At 53.0% G+C, this 20,068-nt stretch carries 16 protein-coding genes; 12 read left to right on the top strand and 4 right to left on the bottom strand.

The annotated features are described in order from the left end of the window. Positions 1-29: 29 nt before the first annotated feature. The 7 genes from NSQ46_RS25855 (at position 30) to NSQ46_RS25825 (ending at position 10,235) form a co-directional block, all read left to right on the top strand. Entirely contained in the window at positions 30-1,853 is a 1,824-nt protein-coding gene (locus NSQ46_RS25855) for a heparinase II/III family protein (RefSeq protein WP_007132701.1), read from the top strand. Between the two features lie 26 nt (positions 1,854-1,879). Continuing rightward, positions 1,880-3,016, top strand: coding sequence for a glycoside hydrolase family 88 protein (locus NSQ46_RS25850; RefSeq protein WP_210095588.1), 1,137 nt, complete (start codon positions 1,880-1,882; stop codon positions 3,014-3,016). Between the two features lie 163 nt (positions 3,017-3,179). Further along, complete coding sequence (locus NSQ46_RS25845; protein ID WP_210095590.1) at positions 3,180-5,192, top strand: DUF2264 domain-containing protein; 2,013 nt, start codon at positions 3,180-3,182, stop codon at positions 5,190-5,192. Between the two features lie 520 nt (positions 5,193-5,712). Then, positions 5,713-6,945, top strand: a complete 1,233-nt coding sequence (gene ilvA / locus NSQ46_RS25840; protein WP_213617248.1) for a threonine ammonia-lyase IlvA — start codon at positions 5,713-5,715, stop codon at positions 6,943-6,945. A 507-nt stretch (positions 6,946-7,452) separates the two neighbouring features. Beyond that, positions 7,453-8,661: an IS4 family transposase gene (locus NSQ46_RS25835; protein ID WP_342575273.1), complete on the top strand. Its 1,209-nt coding sequence runs from the start codon at positions 7,453-7,455 to the stop codon at positions 8,659-8,661. Positions 8,662-9,066: 405 nt separating this feature from the next. After that, a complete protein-coding gene (locus NSQ46_RS25830; protein ID WP_007131733.1) occupies positions 9,067-9,363 on the top strand; it encodes a transposase in 297 nt (98 codons plus the stop codon). Positions 9,364-9,374: 11 nt separating this feature from the next. Further along, positions 9,375-10,235: an IS3 family transposase gene (locus tag NSQ46_RS25825; protein ID WP_244152709.1), complete on the top strand. Its 861-nt coding sequence runs from the start codon at positions 9,375-9,377 to the stop codon at positions 10,233-10,235. A 279-nt stretch (positions 10,236-10,514) separates the two neighbouring features. On the opposite strand, the gene NSQ46_RS25820 is transcribed toward NSQ46_RS25825, so the two are convergent. From NSQ46_RS25820 to NSQ46_RS25805, 4 genes are all read right to left on the bottom strand, one after another. Next, positions 10,515-10,805, bottom strand: a complete 291-nt coding sequence (locus NSQ46_RS25820) for a YfzA family protein (protein ID WP_210095616.1) — start codon at positions 10,803-10,805, stop codon at positions 10,515-10,517. Between the two features lie 81 nt (positions 10,806-10,886). Then, positions 10,887-11,819, bottom strand: a complete 933-nt coding sequence (locus tag NSQ46_RS25815) for a hypothetical protein (RefSeq protein ID WP_210095617.1) — start codon at positions 11,817-11,819, stop codon at positions 10,887-10,889. A gap of 130 nt (positions 11,820-11,949) precedes the next feature. Beyond that, on the bottom strand, positions 11,950-12,612 hold the full coding sequence (locus NSQ46_RS25810) for a DUF1129 family protein (RefSeq protein WP_007130999.1): 663 nt from the start codon (positions 12,610-12,612) through the stop codon (positions 11,950-11,952). Next, positions 12,609-12,950 (bottom strand): PadR family transcriptional regulator, encoded by a 342-nt coding sequence (locus tag NSQ46_RS25805; RefSeq protein WP_007131000.1) that lies wholly within the window; start codon positions 12,948-12,950, stop codon positions 12,609-12,611. Before NSQ46_RS25805 ends, NSQ46_RS25810 begins: the two co-directional genes overlap by 4 nt. Before the next feature lie 628 nt (positions 12,951-13,578). On the opposite strand from NSQ46_RS25805, the gene NSQ46_RS25800 reads away from it, so the two are divergent. The 5 genes from NSQ46_RS25800 (at position 13,579) to NSQ46_RS25780 (ending at position 19,972) form a co-directional block, all read left to right on the top strand. Continuing rightward, the gene (locus tag NSQ46_RS25800) at positions 13,579-15,606 is read left to right on the top strand and encodes a penicillin-binding transpeptidase domain-containing protein (RefSeq protein WP_213615014.1); all 2,028 of its coding nucleotides are present in this window, start codon (positions 13,579-13,581) and stop codon (positions 15,604-15,606) included. A gap of 153 nt (positions 15,607-15,759) precedes the next feature. Next, the gene (blaI, locus tag NSQ46_RS25795) at positions 15,760-16,143 is read left to right on the top strand and encodes a penicillinase repressor BlaI (RefSeq protein WP_040739251.1); all 384 of its coding nucleotides are present in this window, start codon (positions 15,760-15,762) and stop codon (positions 16,141-16,143) included. Between the two features lie 377 nt (positions 16,144-16,520). After that, positions 16,521-17,471, top strand: a complete 951-nt coding sequence (gene bla, locus NSQ46_RS25790) for a class A beta-lactamase (protein WP_007131003.1) — start codon at positions 16,521-16,523, stop codon at positions 17,469-17,471. Between the two features lie 67 nt (positions 17,472-17,538). Further along, positions 17,539-19,311, top strand: a complete 1,773-nt coding sequence (locus NSQ46_RS25785; RefSeq protein ID WP_342575268.1) for a BlaR1 family beta-lactam sensor/signal transducer — start codon at positions 17,539-17,541, stop codon at positions 19,309-19,311. Positions 19,312-19,720: 409 nt separating this feature from the next. Next, a complete protein-coding gene (locus NSQ46_RS25780) occupies positions 19,721-19,972 on the top strand; it encodes a hypothetical protein (RefSeq protein ID WP_342575266.1) in 252 nt (83 codons plus the stop codon). The last annotated feature ends 96 nt before the right edge of the window (positions 19,973-20,068 follow it).

Genomic DNA, 20,068 nt, shown 5'->3' with positions numbered 1-20,068 from the left:
GGACGAAAATTGGAGGGGGAACGGTACACATGGAGAAGAATCGGGAGCTTGGCTCTATCGTTCGCGGGATGGCCCCGGCGGATCTGCGGCTCTATTACCCGGGCGGAGATCAGCGACGCTTCTGGCAAGGCGTCCTGAGCCATCCGGCATACCGGAGCGCGCTCCGGGAGATCGAAGAGGAAGGCGTGCGCTTGTCGCAGGATTCGATCCCCCAGCTGACCTATGGGCTGTTCGCGTTGTATGAACGGCAGGGGACGAGGCTCGAGTATGAGCGGGTTTACTTCGAACGCAGACGGAGAATGAACACGTTCGCGCTTCTGTCGCTTCTTCACCCGGAGCGGGAGGATTATTTGACGTCTCTGCACGACATCCTGTGGGCAATATGCGACGAATATACGTGGTGCCTGCCCGCGCATGTGGATGCCTCGTCTGCGGAGAAAATCCGGGGGACCATCGATTTGTTCAGCGCCGAGACCGGGTTCGCCTTGAGTGAAATCCGTCTGCTGCTCGGAGATATGCTGCCACCGCTGCTTCATTCAAGGATAGCTGACGAAGTGAACGAGCGGCTGTTCAAGCCCTTTCTGGATCACATGCACGGTTGGGAGACGGCGACCCACAATTGGTCCGCCGTGTGTGCGGGCTCTGTCGGCTCGGCCGCGCTATTGCTCGTGCAGGATTCGGAGCGGCTAACCCAAATCCTGAAGCGTACAGAAGCGAGCATGGCTTGCTATCTTCAGGGCTTCGGTGCGGATGGCGCTTGTCTGGAGGGTCTCGGCTACTGGAATTACGGCTTCGGTTATTTCGTTTATTATGCCGATCTGCTGCGCAAACGCAGCCGGGGAGCGATCGACTGGCTCCGGGAGGAAAAGGTTTCGAAAATCGCTTTGTTTCAGCAAAAATGCTTCCTTGGCGGCGGGGCGGTCGCAAACTTCTCCGATTCCCAGCCGCGTGCTGCCGTCCAGACCGGCTTGTCCCACTACTTAGCGGGAATCTATGAGGCGTTCGAATCTCCGCCCCTCTCCCTTTCGGCGGGGTATCGGGAGGATCATTGCAGCCGCTGGGCACCGGCCCTGCGGAACCTCATCTGGCTGGATCCCGGGAGAACGGGAAAGGAGTGGGGGGAGGCCGACTATTATTTGGAAGACGCCCAGTGGCTCATTTCCCGGGTCGCGTCCGGTCATGAGCGATACGGGTTCGCGGCCAAGGGAGGACGAAATGACGAGCCTCACAATCATAACGACCTCGGGCACTTTATCCTGTACGGTGCGGGGGAAGTATGGTGCTCGGATCTGGGATGCGGGGAATATACGGCCGACTACTTCGGCGAAGGGCGGTACGGCTATGATTGCAACGGTTCCCAGGGGCATTCCGTGCCGGTGATCAACGGCCGGGGGCAGAGCGAGGGGCCGGACAGCGAAGCGATCGTGCTCGAAGCGTCACTGGAAACGGAAGAGGCTCGGCTGCGGCTCGATTTGACGAAGGCATATCGCGAACCCGAGCTGCTTGGACTTATACGGACGATGGTATGGAACAAAAGGAGGCCGCAGCCCGAACTGACCGTCATCGACGAGTATCGCTTCAACCGACCGCCGGACAGCCTGCTTGAGCGAATCGTTACGCGGGTGAAGCCGGACATCCGGCTCGAGGACGGGGAACATGCGGTCGTTCTGGGGGGCAGTAAAGGGAAAAGCGGATTGGTCATCCGATATGACGATGGTCGGCTGACGGCCGCCGTTCAGGCACGTACGTATCGTGATCATTACGGCAAGGAAGCGTTGTGGTATGCGGTTGATTTTGAGGTGAAGCAGCCCGAAACGGTCATGGCGCTGGCGTTCGAGTTTCGATTCATTTAAGTCAAAATAGGCGAAGGAGAATGAAGATGAAGACGGAAGCGGCATTGGATTGGAAGACGGAAGCATGGATGAAGGCGCTGGCGAAGACGCAGCGGAACGTCAAGCGCATTGGAGACGGCTTCCCGCATGCAAGCCAGAACGGAAGGTATGAGCTGGAGGCGCCGCACTGGTGGACTGCCGGCTTCTGGCCGGGCATGCTGTGGCTGCTGTACACCGGCAGCCGGGACGAGGAGCTGCGCGCTGCTGCGGAAGCCTGCGAACGACGGCTGGATGACGTACTGAACGATTACGTGCGGCTGGATCATGATCTCGGTTTCATGTGGACGCTGACCAGCATGGCGTCCTATAAGCTGACCGGAAACGAGACGTCGAAGATTCGGGCGCTGAAGGCGGCGAATTATTTGGCCGCACGCTTTAATATTAAGGGCCGGTACATCCGGGCGTGGAACCCATGGATAGAAGGGGAGGACAACGCCGGGCTGGCGATTATCGACTGCTCGATGAACACGCCGCTGCTGTTCCTGGCTTCGGAGATCAGCGGAGATCCGCGGTACCGGCATGTGGCGGAAGCGCATATGGATACGGTCGTTCGTGACTTTGTCCGTCCGGACGGATCGGTCTATCATATTATCCGGTACGATCCGGCAACCGGCGAACGCCTGGAAGGCCTCGGCGGGCAGGGCTATGCGCCGGAATCGGCCTGGTCCCGGGGAACCGCCTGGGCGCTGTACGGCTTGACGCTCGCCTATCATCATACCGGAAAGCAAATTTATCTGGATACAGCGAAGACGGTCGCGCATTTCTTCCTGGCGAATCTGCCGGAGGATCATGTGCCGTATTGGGATTTCCGCGCACCGGATGAAGCGAGGATTTACCGCGATTCTTCCGCCGGCGCGTGCGCGGCCAGCGGTCTGCTGCTGCTCGCGGAGAAGGCTGGGGCCGTGGAGGCATCCATTTACCGAACACCGGCTCAGCGAATTCTTGAATCGCTGTACCGAAACTATGGTGCTTGGGACGATGACAACGAGGAGGGCTTGATCCTCCACGGAACAAGCCATGTGCCGGAGGGGCGCAATATCGACGTGCCGCTCATCTATGGGGACTACTTCTTTGTGGAAGGCTTGGCTCGGCTTCAGGGACAGGGGCCGTTTTACTGGGAGTAGCTTTATTAGGTAGCCGCGCCGTGCGTACGGCTTCCTATGGGTACGGTGTGTGGACGGTATGGTGTATGGTCTGAAGTAAAGCCGCTGCCCGGCCATATGTCCCGGGCCCGGAAAGATGAAGCTTGGCGAAGGAGCGTGAAGCAAAATGAGTCTTCAAGGTAATATGAGCATAGATAGGACGAACTGGCCTGCAGCCGGCGCTGGCCTGCACCCTGTTGCGGGGAATCCGCTAAAGACCCGGCAGGATATGTACCGTGCTCTCGGCGAGCTCCTTGCACCCCTGCAGCCGTATTACAGCAAAGGGTACGCGAGACTGTCCATCGGGAGCACAGGCACGGGGTATTCGGCGAATGTCGCCGAGATGGAGGGCTTCTCCAGGGTGCTCTGGGGACTTGTACCAGCCATTGCCGGCGGAGGTCATGAGGAGCTGTGGGAGCGGTGCCTGGACGGCATCCGCACAGGCACGGACCCGGAACATGAGGAGTACTGGGGAGAGGTCACCGATTATGATCAGCGGCTTGTCGAGATGGCGGTATTCGGTTTGGCGCTGGCACTTGTGCCGGACCGGATTTGGCATCCGCTGAACGAGCGGGAGCAAGCCAATCTGTACCAATGGTTGAATCAGATCAATAGGCACCCTTGTTATGACTGCAACTGGCTGTTCTTCAACGTGCTGGTTAACATCGGCTTCCGGAAGGCGGGCCTTCCTTACGATGAGGAGCAGGTGGAACGAAACCTGAACCGGATCGACGAATTCTATCTGTCAGGCGGGTGGTACAGTGACGGTGTCGGTGGACACTGCGATTACTATGGGCCTTTTGCGATCCATTACTATGGTCTGGTCTATGCCCGGCTGATGGCAAATGAGGACCCGAAGCGCGCCGAGCGGTATCTGGAGCGGGCCGCTGCCTTTGCTTCGGACTTTGTCTATTGGCATGCGCCGGACGGTGCCGCCATCCCCTACGGCCGGAGCCTGACCTACCGGTTCGCGCAATCCGCCTTCTGGTCGGCGGCGGCATTCGCAGGTATGGACGGATTCAAGCCGGGCGAGCTCAAAGGCCTCGTGCTGAGAAACCTCCGTTGGTGGTTCCGGCAGCCGATCTTCGACCGCGGCGGCATCCTAACGATCGGGTATGCCTACCCGAACCAGATCATGTCCGAAAATTATAATTCGCCAGGCTCCTCCTACTGGTCGCTAAAAACCTTTCTCGTACTGGCGCTGGCCGAAAATGACCCGTTCTGGACAGCGGAGGAAGAGGAGCTTCCAACGCTGGAGCGTATCTCCGTGCAGGAGCCCGCGCACCTGGTCGTCTGCCGGGAGCCGGAGACCGGTCATGTGACGGCTTTTAATACGGGGCATTTGTCCTCCAATGAGCATACGCACACGTCGGCCAAGTACGAGAAGTTCGCCTACTCAACTGCCTTCGCGTTCAGCGTTCCGCGTGCGGAATGGGGGCTCTCCCAAGGTGCCTTCGATTCCATGCTCGCCCTCAGCGAAGGGGATCAACTGTTCAGGGTGAAGCGAAAGTGCGAGGAAGCGTGGATTCAGGATCAGGTGCTGTATGCCAGATGGAAGCCTTGGGCGAACGTTGAAGTCCGTACCTGGCTGGTGGCGGGACTGCCTTGGCATATTCGGATTCACCGGATTCATACGGAAAGGCCGCTGGAGGCGGCTGAGGGAGGTTTTGCCTTAGGGCTTGGCGAGCGTGGTGTGGGCTTGACGGAAGGCGGGGGGGCTATCGTTGAGGGTCGAAGGGCTGCGGCCTCTACCCTCTGGGGCGGAAGCTCCGTGCACGGCCTGCTCGGATTTGACGCGGCTGAGCTGATCTATCCGCATGCAAACACGAATCTGCTGCATCCCCGCACCGTTATCCCAACGTTAAGAGCAAGGCTTGATCGAGGCACCCATTGGCTGGTTTCGGCCGTATACGGAAAACCGCGGGATCTTGGATCGACATCCGAGCAAGCGTGCCCTGGACCACGCTCCCATGGTGTCCATTCGGAGGTTATTGCTGGCAATGATCCTGCTGCGAAGCAGCAACGTTTCTCGTTGGTTGCAGGTGCTGATCAAGGTGCGGGTCAGGCTGCCGCGGAGAAGCTTGGAGTACGCATCGGGCAGGGGAACATTATTATCACTTCTCTGTCGGGAATCCCGATTACGATCGCGATGGATTAGGCGGAGTGTCACTGTCCAAACCAGATTACGACTACGATGGATTAGCGCAACGTCTCAAGCGGGTTGCAGGCATTTCACCTCTTGGCCGTTTATTTGCAGTACGGGTGAGGTTACCCTTCCTGCAAAAAATATGTATGTATCGGGCCGGGGAACTCTCCGGCCTTATCTTTTTTTTGGAAGCTATCTGTTCTTTGAGAAATGGGAGATTGGAAATGTTTTTAGCATCTGCTGCACCTTGTTTTTCGCCTAGGTCAGAATCGTGCGTATGCGGGCGATCAAAATTGCTGCTTAGTCAACGAGTCAAGGAGTCTCTTGTATTCCCCGATGGATATTATTAGAGGGAGCAGCGTATTCCGGGCTAAAATTCGTGTAAAATGACCCGAGAAATTACGATGAAAAGTGTTACAATAGGAGAAATAAAAAAAGTTCAAGGGTAGAGATAAAGGCGATTTTGCCGCCCGGACGGTGAAGTGGAGTGAGAGAAGTGAAGGAATTGCAAGCTGAGCGCAAGGCCGTCAGCATGGAAGATATCGTACGCGCGCACCATGTGCTTCGCGAAGTGATCGTCCGCACCCCGTTGCAGCGGGATGCCGTATTATCAGCCAAATATAATTGCGATGTGTATTTGAAGCGAGAGGATCTGCAGGTGGTCCGGTCATTCAAGATCCGGGGCGCTTACAATATGATTCGCAGCTTGTCCGATGAGGAACGTCGTGCTGGGATCGTATGCGCCAGTGCCGGCAATCACGCGCAGGGCGTGGCATTCTCGTGCAATGCGCTCAACATCAAGGGCAAGATTTATATGCCAAGCACCACCCCGAACCAGAAGGTGAAGCAGGTGAAGCGTTTCGGCGGGGACAGTGTCGAGGTGATTTTGACGGGGGATACGTTTGATGATGCCTATCATGAAGCGATTAAGGCTTGCGAGGAGCAAGGAATGGCCTTTATCCATCCGTTTGACGAAGCGAAGATTATCGCCGGGAACGGAACGATCGGCATGGAGGTCATGGAGGACCTTGATGCTCCAGCTGATTATGTATTTGTGACCATCGGCGGCGGCGGACTTGCGGCCGGGGTGGCGACCTATGTGAAAACGGTGAGCCCATCGACACAAGTCATCGGTGTTGAACCGCTTGGCGCGGCCTCCATGCTGGAGTCGAAGAAGCAGGGCGAGGTTGTCACGATGGACGAAATCGACAAGTTTGTGGATGGAGCTGCGGTCAAGCGCGTCGGGCAGCTGACCTATGATATTTGCAATGAGCTGGTGGACGACATCGTGATGGTACCGGAGGGGAAAGCCTGCACAACCATTCTGGAGCTGTACAACGAGAATGCAATCGTTGTTGAGCCTGCCGGTTCGCTGGCGGTGGCTGCACTGGACATGAACCGGGATAAGATTCGCGGCAAAACCGTTGTGTGCATCATCAGCGGCGGAAACAATGACATCGACCGGATGCAGGAGATCAAGGAGCGATCCCTGATCTATGAAGGGCTGAAGCATTACTTCATGATTAATTTCCCGCAGCGTGCCGGGGCTCTGCGCGAGTTCCTCGAAGAGGTGCTCGGCCCTAACGACGACATCGCCCGGTTTGAATATACGAAGAAGCACAACAAGGAGAACGGGCCTGCGCTTGTAGGCATAGAGCTGCTTCGTCCGGAGGATTACGGCCCTCTCATCGAGCGGATGCAGCGCAAGGGTCTTGACTACACCGAGCTGAACAAGAACATGAATTTGTTCAACCTGCTGATCTGATGCGGGTTAGGTAAAAAAGGAAGCCTCGCGTTGAAAACGTGAGCTTGATGGAGCGGGGAAGGGGCAACCGCTGGTGAGCCAGAGGCGGAAAGTCCCTTTTGGGGACTTGTTGGTGCGTCGCGGCGGGAATTTCCGTGAACAAGTCCCTTTTGGGGACTTGCTGGTGCGTCGCGGCGGGAGATTCTGCAAACAAGTCCCTTTTGGGGACTTGTTGGTGCGTAACGGCGCGAAGTCCCGTGAACAAGTCCCTTTTGGGGACTTGTAAGTGCGTAGCGGCGGGAATTTCCGTGAACAAGTCCCTTCTGGGGACTTGTTGGTGCATCGCGGCGTGAAATCCCGTGAACAAGTCCCTTTTGGGCATGAGCGTTGCATAAAACCTATCACAACTTTTGCTGAAGTTACTATTTCTGTAACTACCTGTATCTTTTTCATGGACAAAACAAAAAAAGGCTCCTAATTTAGAAGACGTAGCACGTTGTCCACGACCTCTAAAAAGGAGTCCAAACCATGGATAACGTAACCCAAAACACTGTCGTTCGTCAACTGCTTTCTTTACTGCCTTTGGATGTACACGATCGACTCCTTCATGCCGATCGCTACGCCAAGAAGCTCACCATCAACAAAAGCATTCTCATTTTCATTCTGGCTCAGTTCAACCATTGGCAAAGCTATATCGAGATGGAAGAACAAATTTATGCACACTCTGAAATTCGGTCCATCCTTGATCTGCCCAGCATCAGCGCAGCCCAATTGTCACGGAAACTCAGCGAAATCCCGACGGAAATCTTGCACATGCTTTTTCTCCATAGCGTTGCCCGTGTCCAGAAGCTGACGGCTCACCAGCAGGGCATTTCTTCAACCATTGGACCTCTGGCACTCATTGATTCGTCGAAAATCACACTCCCCTTGGTACTTGGGGATTGGGCCAGAGTTTCGCATACCTCCAGCGGGGTAAAGCTGCATGTGCGGCTCGTAGCCGCTTCACCCGAAGTGGTATATCCGGACGCTGTCATCCCATCGACTTTAAACGTAGGCGACCGAGCCGGGGCGGTCGAACTGGTCACCGAGCAGGCGGCAACTTATGTCATGGACCGTGGTTATGATAGCTACAAAAACATGGATAACTGGATGGAGCGCGGCATTCAATTTGTCATGCGAATGAGAGATCGCACCTCAATCCATGTTGTGGAGGAACGAGAAATCCCTCCAGGAAGTCCGATCACACGAGATGCTCTTGTGAACGTAGGTAGCGGTTGGCGCAAGATGAAGGAACGAGTCCGGCTCGTAGAGTTTTATGATGAGCAGGGGCGCTATTATCGCCTACTTACCTCTCGACAGGACATAACGGCCGAAGAAGTAGCTCATATCTACAAATGCCGATGGCTTATTGAACTTTTCTTTAAATGGATAAAGCAGCATCTGCGCCTAAAAAAACTGCACAGCTATAAGCCGCAAGCGATATGGAACCAGATTTACCTTGCGCTGATCGCTTACGTGCTGGCACAGTATATGCAGCTACGTCTAGAAACCAAGAAAAGCGTTTGGCGTGTCCTTGAATTGTTTCGAATTCACATGTATCATCCGTGGTCCCAGTTCTTGAACGCTCTGTTTCGAGCACCTACGCGAACAACTTCTGGAAAGCCACGCGGTGCACCAAGGAAGGTACCTGAATTACGAACGAGCATTGGCATTTTTAAAACAAGCAAAGTGACTTAGGAAACGAAAATCTCGCACAAAATACATTTTATGGGAAAACGTAGCTACATTTAAGAAGTGTTGGATCTTTTAGTGTAATTCTCGAAAAAACAACTGTAAATTAATTGTTCTTATTCAGATTTCATCCAAGTGCTTGCAGATGTAAAGATTTATGCAACGCTCATGCCTTTTGGGGACTTGTTGGTGCATCGCGCGGCGCGAAATTCCGCGAGCAAGTCCCTTTTGGGGACTTGTTGGTGCATCGCGGCGTGAAATCCCGTGAACAAGTCCCTTTTGGGGACTTGTAGGTGCGTCGCGGCGGGAGATTCCGCTAACAAGTCCCTTTTTGCAGCTAGAATAAAAAGTGGACACCCCTTAGTGATAAAACGATAATGAAACAAAGCAGACGAGAGGGTGTCAAAAAAAATGAGTGGCAATAGACAACATTACAACGAGACATTTAAGCGTGAAACCGTAAAGTACGTGCAAGAACAGTCGAAGACGCTGGAGCAGATCGCCGATGAGTTGAACATTAATCCAGGCACATTACGCAACTGGGTCAAAAAGTATCGAACATTCGAGCACGAGCCTGTCAATCATGGGGAAACCTTACGTCAGCAAACCCAACTTATCGAAGATCAGAAACGCGAAATTGATGATTTGAGAGAAGAAATTGCGATCCTAAAAAAGGCCATGCACATCTTCAGCAAAGAAAAGAACTAAGGTTCCAGTTTATCGAAGATCATCGCTCCGAGTTTCGATTGGAGAAGATGTGCGTTCTCTTTCACGTGTCTCGGAGCGGTTATTACAAATGGCGTACCTCTGAAGCTTCTGAACGGGAAAAACGTAAGGCAACGCTGGCTGAACGTGTGAAATGGCACTTCTATGACTCCGATGAAACCTACGGCAGTCCCCGAATACGAAACGAGCTGGTGAAGGAAGGATGGACGGTATCGGAACGTACGGTGGGCCTCATTATGCGCGAACATGGCCTTCGTTCATGCATGGCCCGTAAGTTCCGAGTGGTTACGACCGATTCCAAGCATGATCTCCCGATTGCCCCTAACGTGTTGGAACAAAATTTCAAAGCCACAAAGCCCAACGAAAAGTGGGTCGCTGACATCACGTACATCCCCTGCCGCCAAGGGAAACTCTACCTTGCGAGCATCCTGGATCTGTACACCAAACAAATCGTCGGTTGGAAGCTAAGCGATCGGATGACCACAGACCTTACCCTCGATGCCCTAAAGATGGCGTATGCTGCTAAGAAGCCTCCGAAGGGATTGATTCACCATTCCGACCGCGGTTCGCAATATGCCGCTAAAGAGTACCGTGAACAGTTGAAGCAATTTAACATGAAGCCCAGTATGAGCCGCAAAGGAAACTGCTACGACAACGCCTGTATTGAAGCGTTTCACAGTATCCTAAAGCGAGAATTCATTTACAGCAAACCTAAGTTTAAAACAAAAGAGGAAGCCGGGCAGAAGCTGTACCGGTACCTTGAATTTTTTTACAACCGAAAACGTTCTAACAGTACGATTGGGTATATGTCCCCGGTGCGTTTTGAGCAGTGCTATTACGAGTGCATAGCTTAGCTTAGAGGTGTCTACTTTCTTGACAGAAGAGCATTTGGGGACTTGTTGGTGCGTCGCGGCGTGAAATCCCGCGAACAAGTCCATTTTTGGAACTTGTAAGTGCGAAGCGTTGACTTGCGCTCACATTGAAAAGCCGGATTCCCCTTCCAGGAATCCGGCTTTTTGGTTGTACTCAAAGTGCTTAGCATAATGCAGTTAAACCAATTGGACACATAACAATTAGAACTTAAATCAGCAATTGGTATTCGTTTTCCTAAAGTGTAGGTAAGGTTCTTAAACTCAGCGAGAAAAAACCTTTCTTATCACACTGATTATTCCAGGAACAAGAAAAAAGATGCCAAAAAAGACAGTAAGTAAATTATATTGGGGCGTTTCGTAGAAATTAAACCATTCAGTGAAAATAGTAGAGTCAAGAATCCTTCCAAATAACGTTCCATCCGTATCTCTGTAGTTAAGTATCCAACCTGTTGCTTCAGATGTGAAAAAGAACATTTGTGATAATAAAAATACGCCAATAGTAGATACCCAATAGCTTTTCAAAAATGGTACAATCGTTTGTTTCCTAACCAAAGTAATCCCATCCTAATCAAGTTACTATTCTCTATATATTACAAAATAAATATGGCTATTTAAGAATTAAGTTCCAATCGCTTATTCCAGCGGGAACTCCTTTTGGCGGTAGTCCTCGACTTCCTTTGTCAGCTTGTCATTGTTGCTTTTAAGGACGTCGGACCAGGCTTTTAGCTTTTTCAGGAACGGGCTGTTCTCGATGTCATTGCGCTTCAAGGCTTGATCCAGCGCTTGGCGCACCTCGGGATCAAGGAGATTATCTTCATAAGCGAAGAGCGGCGTGTTGTTGTAGCCGTAGAACAGGCTGAACTCCATGAACCACAGCATGCGCTCCACTTCAGCGGCCCGGTTTGATTTAGGATGAGCTTTTAGGAAAGCTTCCTGGACCAGCCCCCGATCAATGACGTCCGACCAAGGAATAATGAGTGCACCATCGCTGACGGATACCTTCTCGGATTCAACCACCATGATGTCGATATAGGCTTGAATATCTTTGTTAATATACGGCTTGTAAGACACCAGCGACTTATAGTCGACGATCGGGAATACAACGCCTTCGGTCGTGAACAACCGGTAGCCGCTGTCGCGCAAATTGATCAGGACTTGTCTGAGATTGTCGTCCTTCGTGCGGCTGAGCGTAGCGCTGATGGGCTCATTGTATTTGTAAATGTTCATTAGTTTGTCTTGGATGCCGGTTTTATAGACGATGTCGGTCTTGGCTGACAGCTGCTTTTTCATCGCATTCTCCAGCTTCAATACAAGCATGGTCGCCTGATAACGGGTTACGCTGCGAATATGCTTGGTGATATACGTCTTGGCGTATGCGACGTCTTTCTCCTTCAGCAATTTGCTGGCCTTGTTGTATACGGCATTGCCGAAGGCAGTGGCTTTATTTGAGGCGGCTGTTGAAGCTGATTTGGTTTCCGAAGAAGGGGCTGCTCCCGCAATGATTCCCGTCTGAAGGGATAGAGCAAGGGCAAGGATCGCAGCCACGGCGGACTTTTTGGATTTCATAAAGAGATTTCCTCCTTTTACCACGCATTACCCTTATCCTACCACCTTCTACCGGACATTGGTTTACAATATTTTTGGAAAATATTAAAAAAATCTTCATGAACTATAACGAAATTGCGGCGATTTTGCATTATTTGCTCGAAAAAAACAGCTTCGTTCCCAAGAGTCCGATGACAAAAATGACAAGGCTGACCCAAGGCTGAATATGAAGCACCGGGAGCAGCCGCCCCAGCCACACGCCGCCGACAAGAATGACTACAGCGATAACGACGTAAATGCCCATATGGCGGATATTGATTTTGCGCCGCTCTTCTTCCGGCTGGAACGTTCCGTTCTTCATCCATTTCATTATTAATTGAATCAAGATGTAGGAGCCTCCGGCCAGGAGAATCAGCGTTGAAACCCGTACCTGCGTCATCCGTTCCACCGGACCTCCCGTCCAAGTGACAATAAAACCAACGATCGCCTGCACGAAAAAGAACCATGTCAACGAGATCCAAGGAATCATAACGTGAAGCTGCAGTTTGTTGAGGCCCTTCATAGGCGGCAGCTGCTCAACCAGGTCTTTGCAATAGGCTTCCGGATCGCTGCCGAAGACTTCTTCCGCAGTCTTTCCTTTAGCCTGAGCATCCAGCAGATGCTGGCCGATTTCCAGCAGCAGCTCCTCGCCCTTCGCTTCATTGACGGAACTGCTTCGTATATAGACAACCATGTCCTGATAATATGACAAATTGCCGGGTGTCATCGCATCCTGAAGCCGGTTGTTTTCCTTGATCATTTGTTTAATCTTCATGCTTTTTGTCCTCCGGAAGTTAAAATAAAGTCCACGCTCTCTTTAAGCGTTCCCCAATGCTGCTTGAATTGTTGGAGCGTCTCCTGTCCTTTGCCGGTCAGCCTGTAGTATTTGCGGGGTGGTCCGCCTGCACCCGGCTCGGAACGAAGGGTGCCTTCGATTAACGCTTCTTTCTGCATTCGAAGCAGGAGCGGATAGATGCTGCCCTCGCTTACAAACGTCAGTCCGCTGTTCTCCAGCAAGGTGCTGAGCTCGTAGCCGTACACTTCCCGGTGCTCCATAAGCGCCAGAATGCAGCCTTCGAGAATGCCCTTGAGCATCTGGCTTTGTGTTGTCATAGATGGTGGTGGTCTCCTTTTCCGACTAGGTTGTTATGCAAGGTAGGTGGGTACGGCAGAGAATCCGGATTTCAGTAATCCTCCGGCTGATTTGCTACCTTATGTTAACCGCTACCTTGTTATGCAACCCATCTTAGCATGACTTGACTTGCAATGCAAGATAGTTGCTCAAATGGCTAACTGCTATGTGCTAGCTGGAAGGACAGGAATAATACGCGGCTTCGTTAAAAAGGTTGATGGGCTCATCCTCCGTTATCGAGCCTCTCGTGGTCGAGCCACTGTCGTCGAGCCACTGTCATGGAGTTGGATGGTCGAGCCATGTCGTCGAGCCACTGTCATGGAGCTGGGTGGTCGAGCCACGTTGTCGAGCCTCTCCGATGTCGAGCGTCCATCGTCGAGTCTCCGAACTGACGATCACAAGAAGCAAGGCGTGATGGGATCCGCATCAGCTTCGATAGATTCGAGTTATTGACACACCTTGATTACAAATGTAGTATTCAATTTAGATTACATTAGTAATCTGTTTTTGGGAAGGCGTTTGAAAAGGGCTACGGCAAGAGAGCCGAAACTCCGGCAAGCTCAAATCTAAGGGCAACATTCTATCAAGAATCGGAAAAGAGGGGATTTCATGCGTTGTGTTCGATATGTGGGCTGTATCGTCATCATCCTGATCATGTTTACGGGCTGCAAAGAGAAAGAGACCCTCCCGGAAGAGGTGTTCGATCGCTACATCGGGCTCTGGCAGCAGGGACAATATGAAGCCATGTACGAGCTGGTCTCCAAAGCGGCGAAAGAGGCGATTCCTGCAGAGGCGTTCGCGGCTCGCTACCGTTCCATTTACGAGGGCATCGGCATGAGCAATCTGAGCGTGACCGCGCTGCCTCAAGCCGGCGAGCCGGCGACTGACGACGGATTAAGCGAAAAGACGTTTGCATATCAGCTTAAGATGAATACGAGCGCAGGCCCGATTGACGTTGAAGGGGCCATGCGCGTGGCGAGGGACCAGGAGACGGGTGAATGGAAGGTGGATTGGAAGCCATCCCTGCTCTTCCCATCGATGGAAGAAGGGGATAAGGTGACGGTTCGCACGCTGCAGTCGAGGCGGGGGGAAATCTATGACCGGTCGGGCAACGGGCTTGCCGTCAACGGAAGCATTGAAGTGATCGGGATCGTGCCGGGTGAACTTGGAGAGGCCAGGGAGAAGACGATTGCCCAGCTTGCGAAGCGGCTTGAAATCCCGGAATCGTTCATTCGGGAAAAACTCGCGGCTTCGTGGGTCAAGGATAATGTGTTCGTGCCGATCGTCAATGCGACGGGGGATCGGGCCCGCCTTGATTTTAGCGATTTGCAGGGTGTAACGAAACGGGACAAGAGCGCCAGGGTCTACCCCTACGGGGAAGCGGCCGTTCATTTAACCGGATATATCAGGCAAGTCACGGCGGAGGATATGGAGAAGCATAAGGACAAAAACCTGGAATCCGACGACGTGATCGGAAAATCCGGACTCGAACAAATTTACGATGATCGGCTTAGAGGAAAGGACGGCGTCCACATCTCGATCATCGCGGCGGACGGAACGGTGCGTGAGACGCTGGCGAAGGTCGAGCCGGCAAACGGCGAGGATATCCGCCTGACCATCGATGCCGGCCTGCAAGAATCGATGTATCGCTCACTGGATGGAGACGCGGGAACGGGGGCGGCCATTCATCCGCAGACGGGGGAGATTTTGGCGCTTGTCAGCAGTCCGGCATACGATCCGAACCTGTTCATCCAAGGATTATCGGAGGAGCAGTGGAAATCGTGGAACGAGGACCCCAAGAAGCCGTTATTGAACCGATTCACGAAGCTGTACGCTCCCGGTTCGGTGTTTAAGCCGATTACCGCTTCCATCGGATTGCAGCTTGGCGTGAGCTCCGTCGATGAGGTCAAAACGATCGAGGGACTGCGGTGGGCCAAGGACGGCAGCTGGGGGAGCTATTACGTGAAACGGGTGAGGGACGTACCCGTCGAGGATCTTACCGACGCGATCGTCAATTCCGACAATATCTATTTGGCCCAGGAAGCGCTCGAGATGGGGGCCGAAGATTTCAGCAGGGAGGCGGAGAAATTCGGGTTTGGCGCATCGTTGCCGATTGACTATCCGTTCCCGAAGGCAAGCCTGTCGAACGATGGCATCACGAACGAAATACTGCTGGCCGATTCCTCCTATGGACAAGGGGAAGTCCAGATGAGCCCGCTGCATCTGGCCTTGTCCTACACCCCATTCATCAATGAAGGGAAGCTGGTTGCGCCCGTATTGGAGCTTAAGAAAGACAAGGAGCTTCAGGGGGAAGCGCAGGGAGAACGGGTTCTGACCCCGGACACGGCCGAAGCCATCCATCGTATGCTGCTTAGGGTCGTCGACGATCCCAAAGGGACAGGGCACGGGGCATATATCCCGGGCCGCAAAATTGCGGGGAAGACCGGCACCGCAGAGCTGAAGCGAACGAAAGCGGAAAGCGGGCAGGAGAACGGGTGGTTCGTCGTTTATGATGCAGACGGATTCGATTTTCTGATGGCCGTTATGATCGAGGACGTGCGCGATCGCGGCGGCAGCGGCTACGTCGTTCGCAAAACCGCGCCGGTGGTAAAGGGTTACGTGGAGAACCGGCACTAACGTCCGGTTTGAAAAATTGGAAGAGACATGCGATATTAAGATCAGCAGCCGGATCGGACCGTTTGTATCCATCCGGGATTGGACCGCGGAAGGTATGCGGCATGGCCGCCTTCAATCTGCGGTGGAGTCAAAATGAATCGGGAAGTGATGAAAGTGCCTGAGCAAGTGCCAAAAATTTCGGAAGCGGAATGGGAAGTCATGAACGTGCTGTGGGAGAGATCTCCGCTTACCGCCAGCGAAGTCATTCAAGCATTACAGGAAAAAACCGATTGGAAGCCGAAAACAATTCGTACCTTGCTCGACCGTCTGGTCAAAAAAGAGGTGGTCGGCGTCAACCAGAATCAAAAAGTGTACACGTTCACGCCGCTGTATTCCCAGAGCGAGTGTCAGCGGGCTGAGGCGAAGTCGTTTCTTAATCGCATCTATGGCGGGACGATGAAATCGATGCTTGTTCATTTTTTCGAAGAGGAGTCGCTAACGGAAGAGGAGATCAAGGAGCTGCGTAACATGCTGAACGAGAAATCCGACAAGCGGTAACCGATGACTTTGCGCAAATAGCGGTCTAGCCGCTGCCTATCCCGGCGCGCGGTGTAATGATGACTGCCGCACGATGCTAAAGCGTCGACGCTTGGACGACAAGCCAGCGGTCGAGGATCGGAAATAGGGGATAAACGATTCATGTAAAGCCAAGGAGAGTTCGTTCTGAAGGTTGGAACGAGCTCTTTTTTATTGGAAAAATAGGGTTCAACTTGCACGACTGAGCGTTTCAAAAAGAGATCATGCGGAGCATTTGACAACAACAGATTACAAATGTAGTATAATGAAATAGATTACATTAGTAATCCAACTGATTGGAAAGGGGGACTAAGATAACATTCGCACCATCCTAGATCAAGCTGAAATGAGGATTGCATATGTTAAAAGCAAAACATTCATATCATTTTCGGACCAAGCCGAAATGGACCATAGTACCGATTGTGCTAACCGCTATACTTATGCTTGCCGGTTGTATGAAGAATGAAGCTCCAGCCGCCGAGACCGGGAAGGAGGTTCCGCCTCCGCCGTCTACCGTGGAAGCAGCAGCAACCGATCCGTTGTTTGAAAACCTGGAGAACGAATATGACGCGAGGCTCGGCGTTTACGCCATCGACACGGGATCGGGGGAGACGATCGCTTATCGGGCGGATGAGCGTTTTGCGTATACGTCGACCTTTAAGGCGCTGGCTTCGGGCGCGGTGCTTATGCAGAATTCCGTCGAGGATATCGACGAGATGATCTCCTACTCCGCTGAGGACCTTGTGACCTATTCGCCTATTACGGAGAAACATGTTTCGACGGGGATGACCCTTAGAGACATTATGGATGCAGCCATTCGCTATAGCGACAACACGGCCGGCAATCTGCTGCTTAAGCAGTTGGGCGGACCGGACGGCTTTGAGGCGGCTTTGCGGCAAATCGGCGATACGGTTATCCAGGCCGATCGTTACGAAACCGAACTGAATGAGGCTGTGCCTGGGGATGACCGTGATACAAGCACGGCACGAGCTTTAGCCACCTCGCTCAACGCTTTTGCCCTTGGCGATGTGCTTCCAGAGGATAAACAAACGATACTCACGGACATGCTGCGGGGCAACACGACGGGCGACGAGCTGATTCGCGCGGCCGTGCCCGAAGGCTGGGTCGTCGGTGATAAGACGGGGGCAGGGAGTTATGGAACGCGGAACGACATCGCCATTGTCTGGCCTCCGGAGGGCGATCCGATCGTGCTCGCGATTTTATCAAGCCGGGATGCGCAGGATGCAGACTACGACAATGCGCTGATCGCTAAGGCAGCGGAAGCTGCGCTTTCGGCCCTGAGGGATTGATTTGATATATCGCCCGGGTCATGCGATAGTGGTAGTATCTCGTTAAGGAAGAAGGGAGAGCGGCGACATGTTGTTTTCGATGCTGGTCGCAGGCTGTATCATATCTAGTATTTCCGCAGCGGGAATGATGGGCGTCAAAGCCGTGTTTCGAAAACAACTTACCGCAAGGTGGCACTACCGGATTTGGATGCTGTTATTGGTCGCGTTAACGATTCCTTTTATGCCGGGGCATTTATTTCAATTCTCATCGTGGGTTCCCGGTTTGGGCGGGCCGCAGCACCGTGACTTAGGCGCTGCCGGGGACGGGGCCGGATTGCAAGAGGCTGCTAATGCGAATATGCTGCAGGACTTCACCATCTCCGTGAACCGGGGGACGCCGGAGTTTCTGCAAACCATGACGGTAGGTATATGGTTCGCAGGCATGCTTGTTTTTGCCCTGATCATCACGCGCGCTTGGCTGAGCATCAGACGGATGAAAAAAACGGCCCGCCCCGTATCGAATGCGGATGTGCTGGCCGTATTGGAGGAGTGCAAGCGGAAGCTTCGTATCACCCGGGAAGTGATGGTGTTGGAGTCGCCGCTTGTTCAATCGCCCATGCTGGCCGGCGTGCTGAAACCTTCCCTGATGCTGCCGTCCCGGTGCATGGATTGGCTTTCCATGGATGAAATCCGATATATCTTGCTGCATGAATTAAACCATTGGAAAACGAAGGATAACGTTACGAATTACGGGATCGTGGCGTTTCAAGCGGTCTACTGGTTCAACCCGCTCATCTGGATGGCTCTGAAGCAGATGAGGCTGGATCGTGAAATCGCCTGCGATCATGCCGTGCTGCAATCCTTGGACGAACGCTTCCATAGCGATTACGGGCAAACGATTCTCCGTTTTGCGGGCCGAGCATCGCACTCCGTGCCTTTTTCGCTGGCGAGCCCCTTTGTGGGCCCGAAGAGCCCGATCCGACATCGCATCGAAACGATTGTCCGGTTTCGGGCGGACTCCAGGCGGCAAAACATCAAGAGTCTTGCGGTCGTTGCGCTTGCAGCTCTCATGGTGGCAAGCCAGCTTCCCGTCGCAGAGGCCATGAACCGGGACGATTCGCGATATGATTTTACGGGTGAACGTACCGAATACGAGGATCTGAGCGCCTATTTTTCGGATTATGAAGGAACGTTCGTGCTGTACGACCTGAATGCTGACCAATACCGCATCTATAACGAATCGCAAAGCACGCGGAGAGTGTCTCCGGACTCTACTTATAAAATCTACAGCGCTTTGTTCGGACTAGAATCAGGGGCCATTTCGGCCGAACGCTCGACCATCGAATGGAACGGCCAAAAATACCCGTACGATGCCTGGAATAGGGACCATAACCTGTTTACGGCGATGGATAGCTCGGTCAATTGGTACTTCCATGCGCTTGAGAACCGGATGGACCGGGGCGAGCTGCAGGGGTATCTCGAGCGAATCGGGTACGGGAATGCCGATCTATCCGGCAGGTCCGAGCCGTTTTGGCTGGAATCGTCATTAGCGATATCGCCGGTTGAGCAGGTTCAATTGCTGAAGGCGCTCTATACGAATCAATTTGGATTCGACGATAAGCATATCGAGACGGTGAAGCAAGCGATCCAACTGCAGGAAAGGGGCGGTGCCCGTCTGTTCGGCAAAACCGGCACAGGCACGGTCAATCATAAAAACACGAACGGTTGGTTTGTCGGTTACGTCGAGAAGGAGGGCAACACTTACTTTTTTGCAACGAATATTGCGCATGAAGATCAGGCAAGCGGGAGTACGGCGGCCGAAATATCATTGCGGATATTGAAGGATAAAGGCATCTACTGAAACAGGGAATAGAAGGGTGTTTTTTCAGTCAAGACGTTGCTCATGAGGCGAAAAAACCGCCGCCTGATCTGCAGCTTTATCATGTCACAAGCCGTGAAGCCGTATAGACTAATTCTCGATGCGTCCAATAAAAGCAGGAACGTTGCACCTTGTATTGGATCGGATATATAACCCCCTTCAATTTCTAAGTTGAAGGGGGTTGCTTTCTATATAGAAAGGGCTCAGCAGCACCATGGGCGTCAAGGCCGCGAAATCCTTAAAGATCATAGCCCACCTTTTCGCAGATCCGCCGGGTTTTTTAGCATATTTGGGAGCGGGAGTATAATTCCGCCTCTCGTACTTCAAAATAATAAGCATTCAGAAATGACCATACAGGCCTCGCCGAACGGGGCGGAAGGAGGATTTTCAGATGAGTGCTTACTTTGAAGAACAGTATAACAGGAATGAAACCGTATCCTCCGGATACGCCTTGGAGTTGGACCCGGACTATGCCTCCGGGGGACAAGAAGGCGCAGAACCCGCACAGGATGCAGTGCACCCGAATCGGACAGGGATGGCGGATCCGTCCCTATGGAACGACGGGGCGGATGGAGAGAGCTGGCTGAACGGCTGGGATGGCCGCGAGGAGACCCATGCGATGTTCCGCCAAAGCTATGAGTAGGACGAAGGATATAAGCCAGCATTCAGGGTGATTACCTTACACAAGCGGTAGCCGCATACCGGGGGTTCGATTTTTTGAATTGTTGACAACCCGCGC

Origin of the sequence: Paenibacillus sp. FSL M8-0142, assembly GCF_038597315.1 — a bacterium.
GTDB classification, from domain to species: domain Bacteria; phylum Bacillota; class Bacilli; order Paenibacillales; family Paenibacillaceae; genus Paenibacillus_AQ; species Paenibacillus_AQ lactis.
The sequence above is the reverse complement of the archived record's forward strand: the minus strand, read 5'-3'. Positions and strand labels throughout refer to the sequence as shown.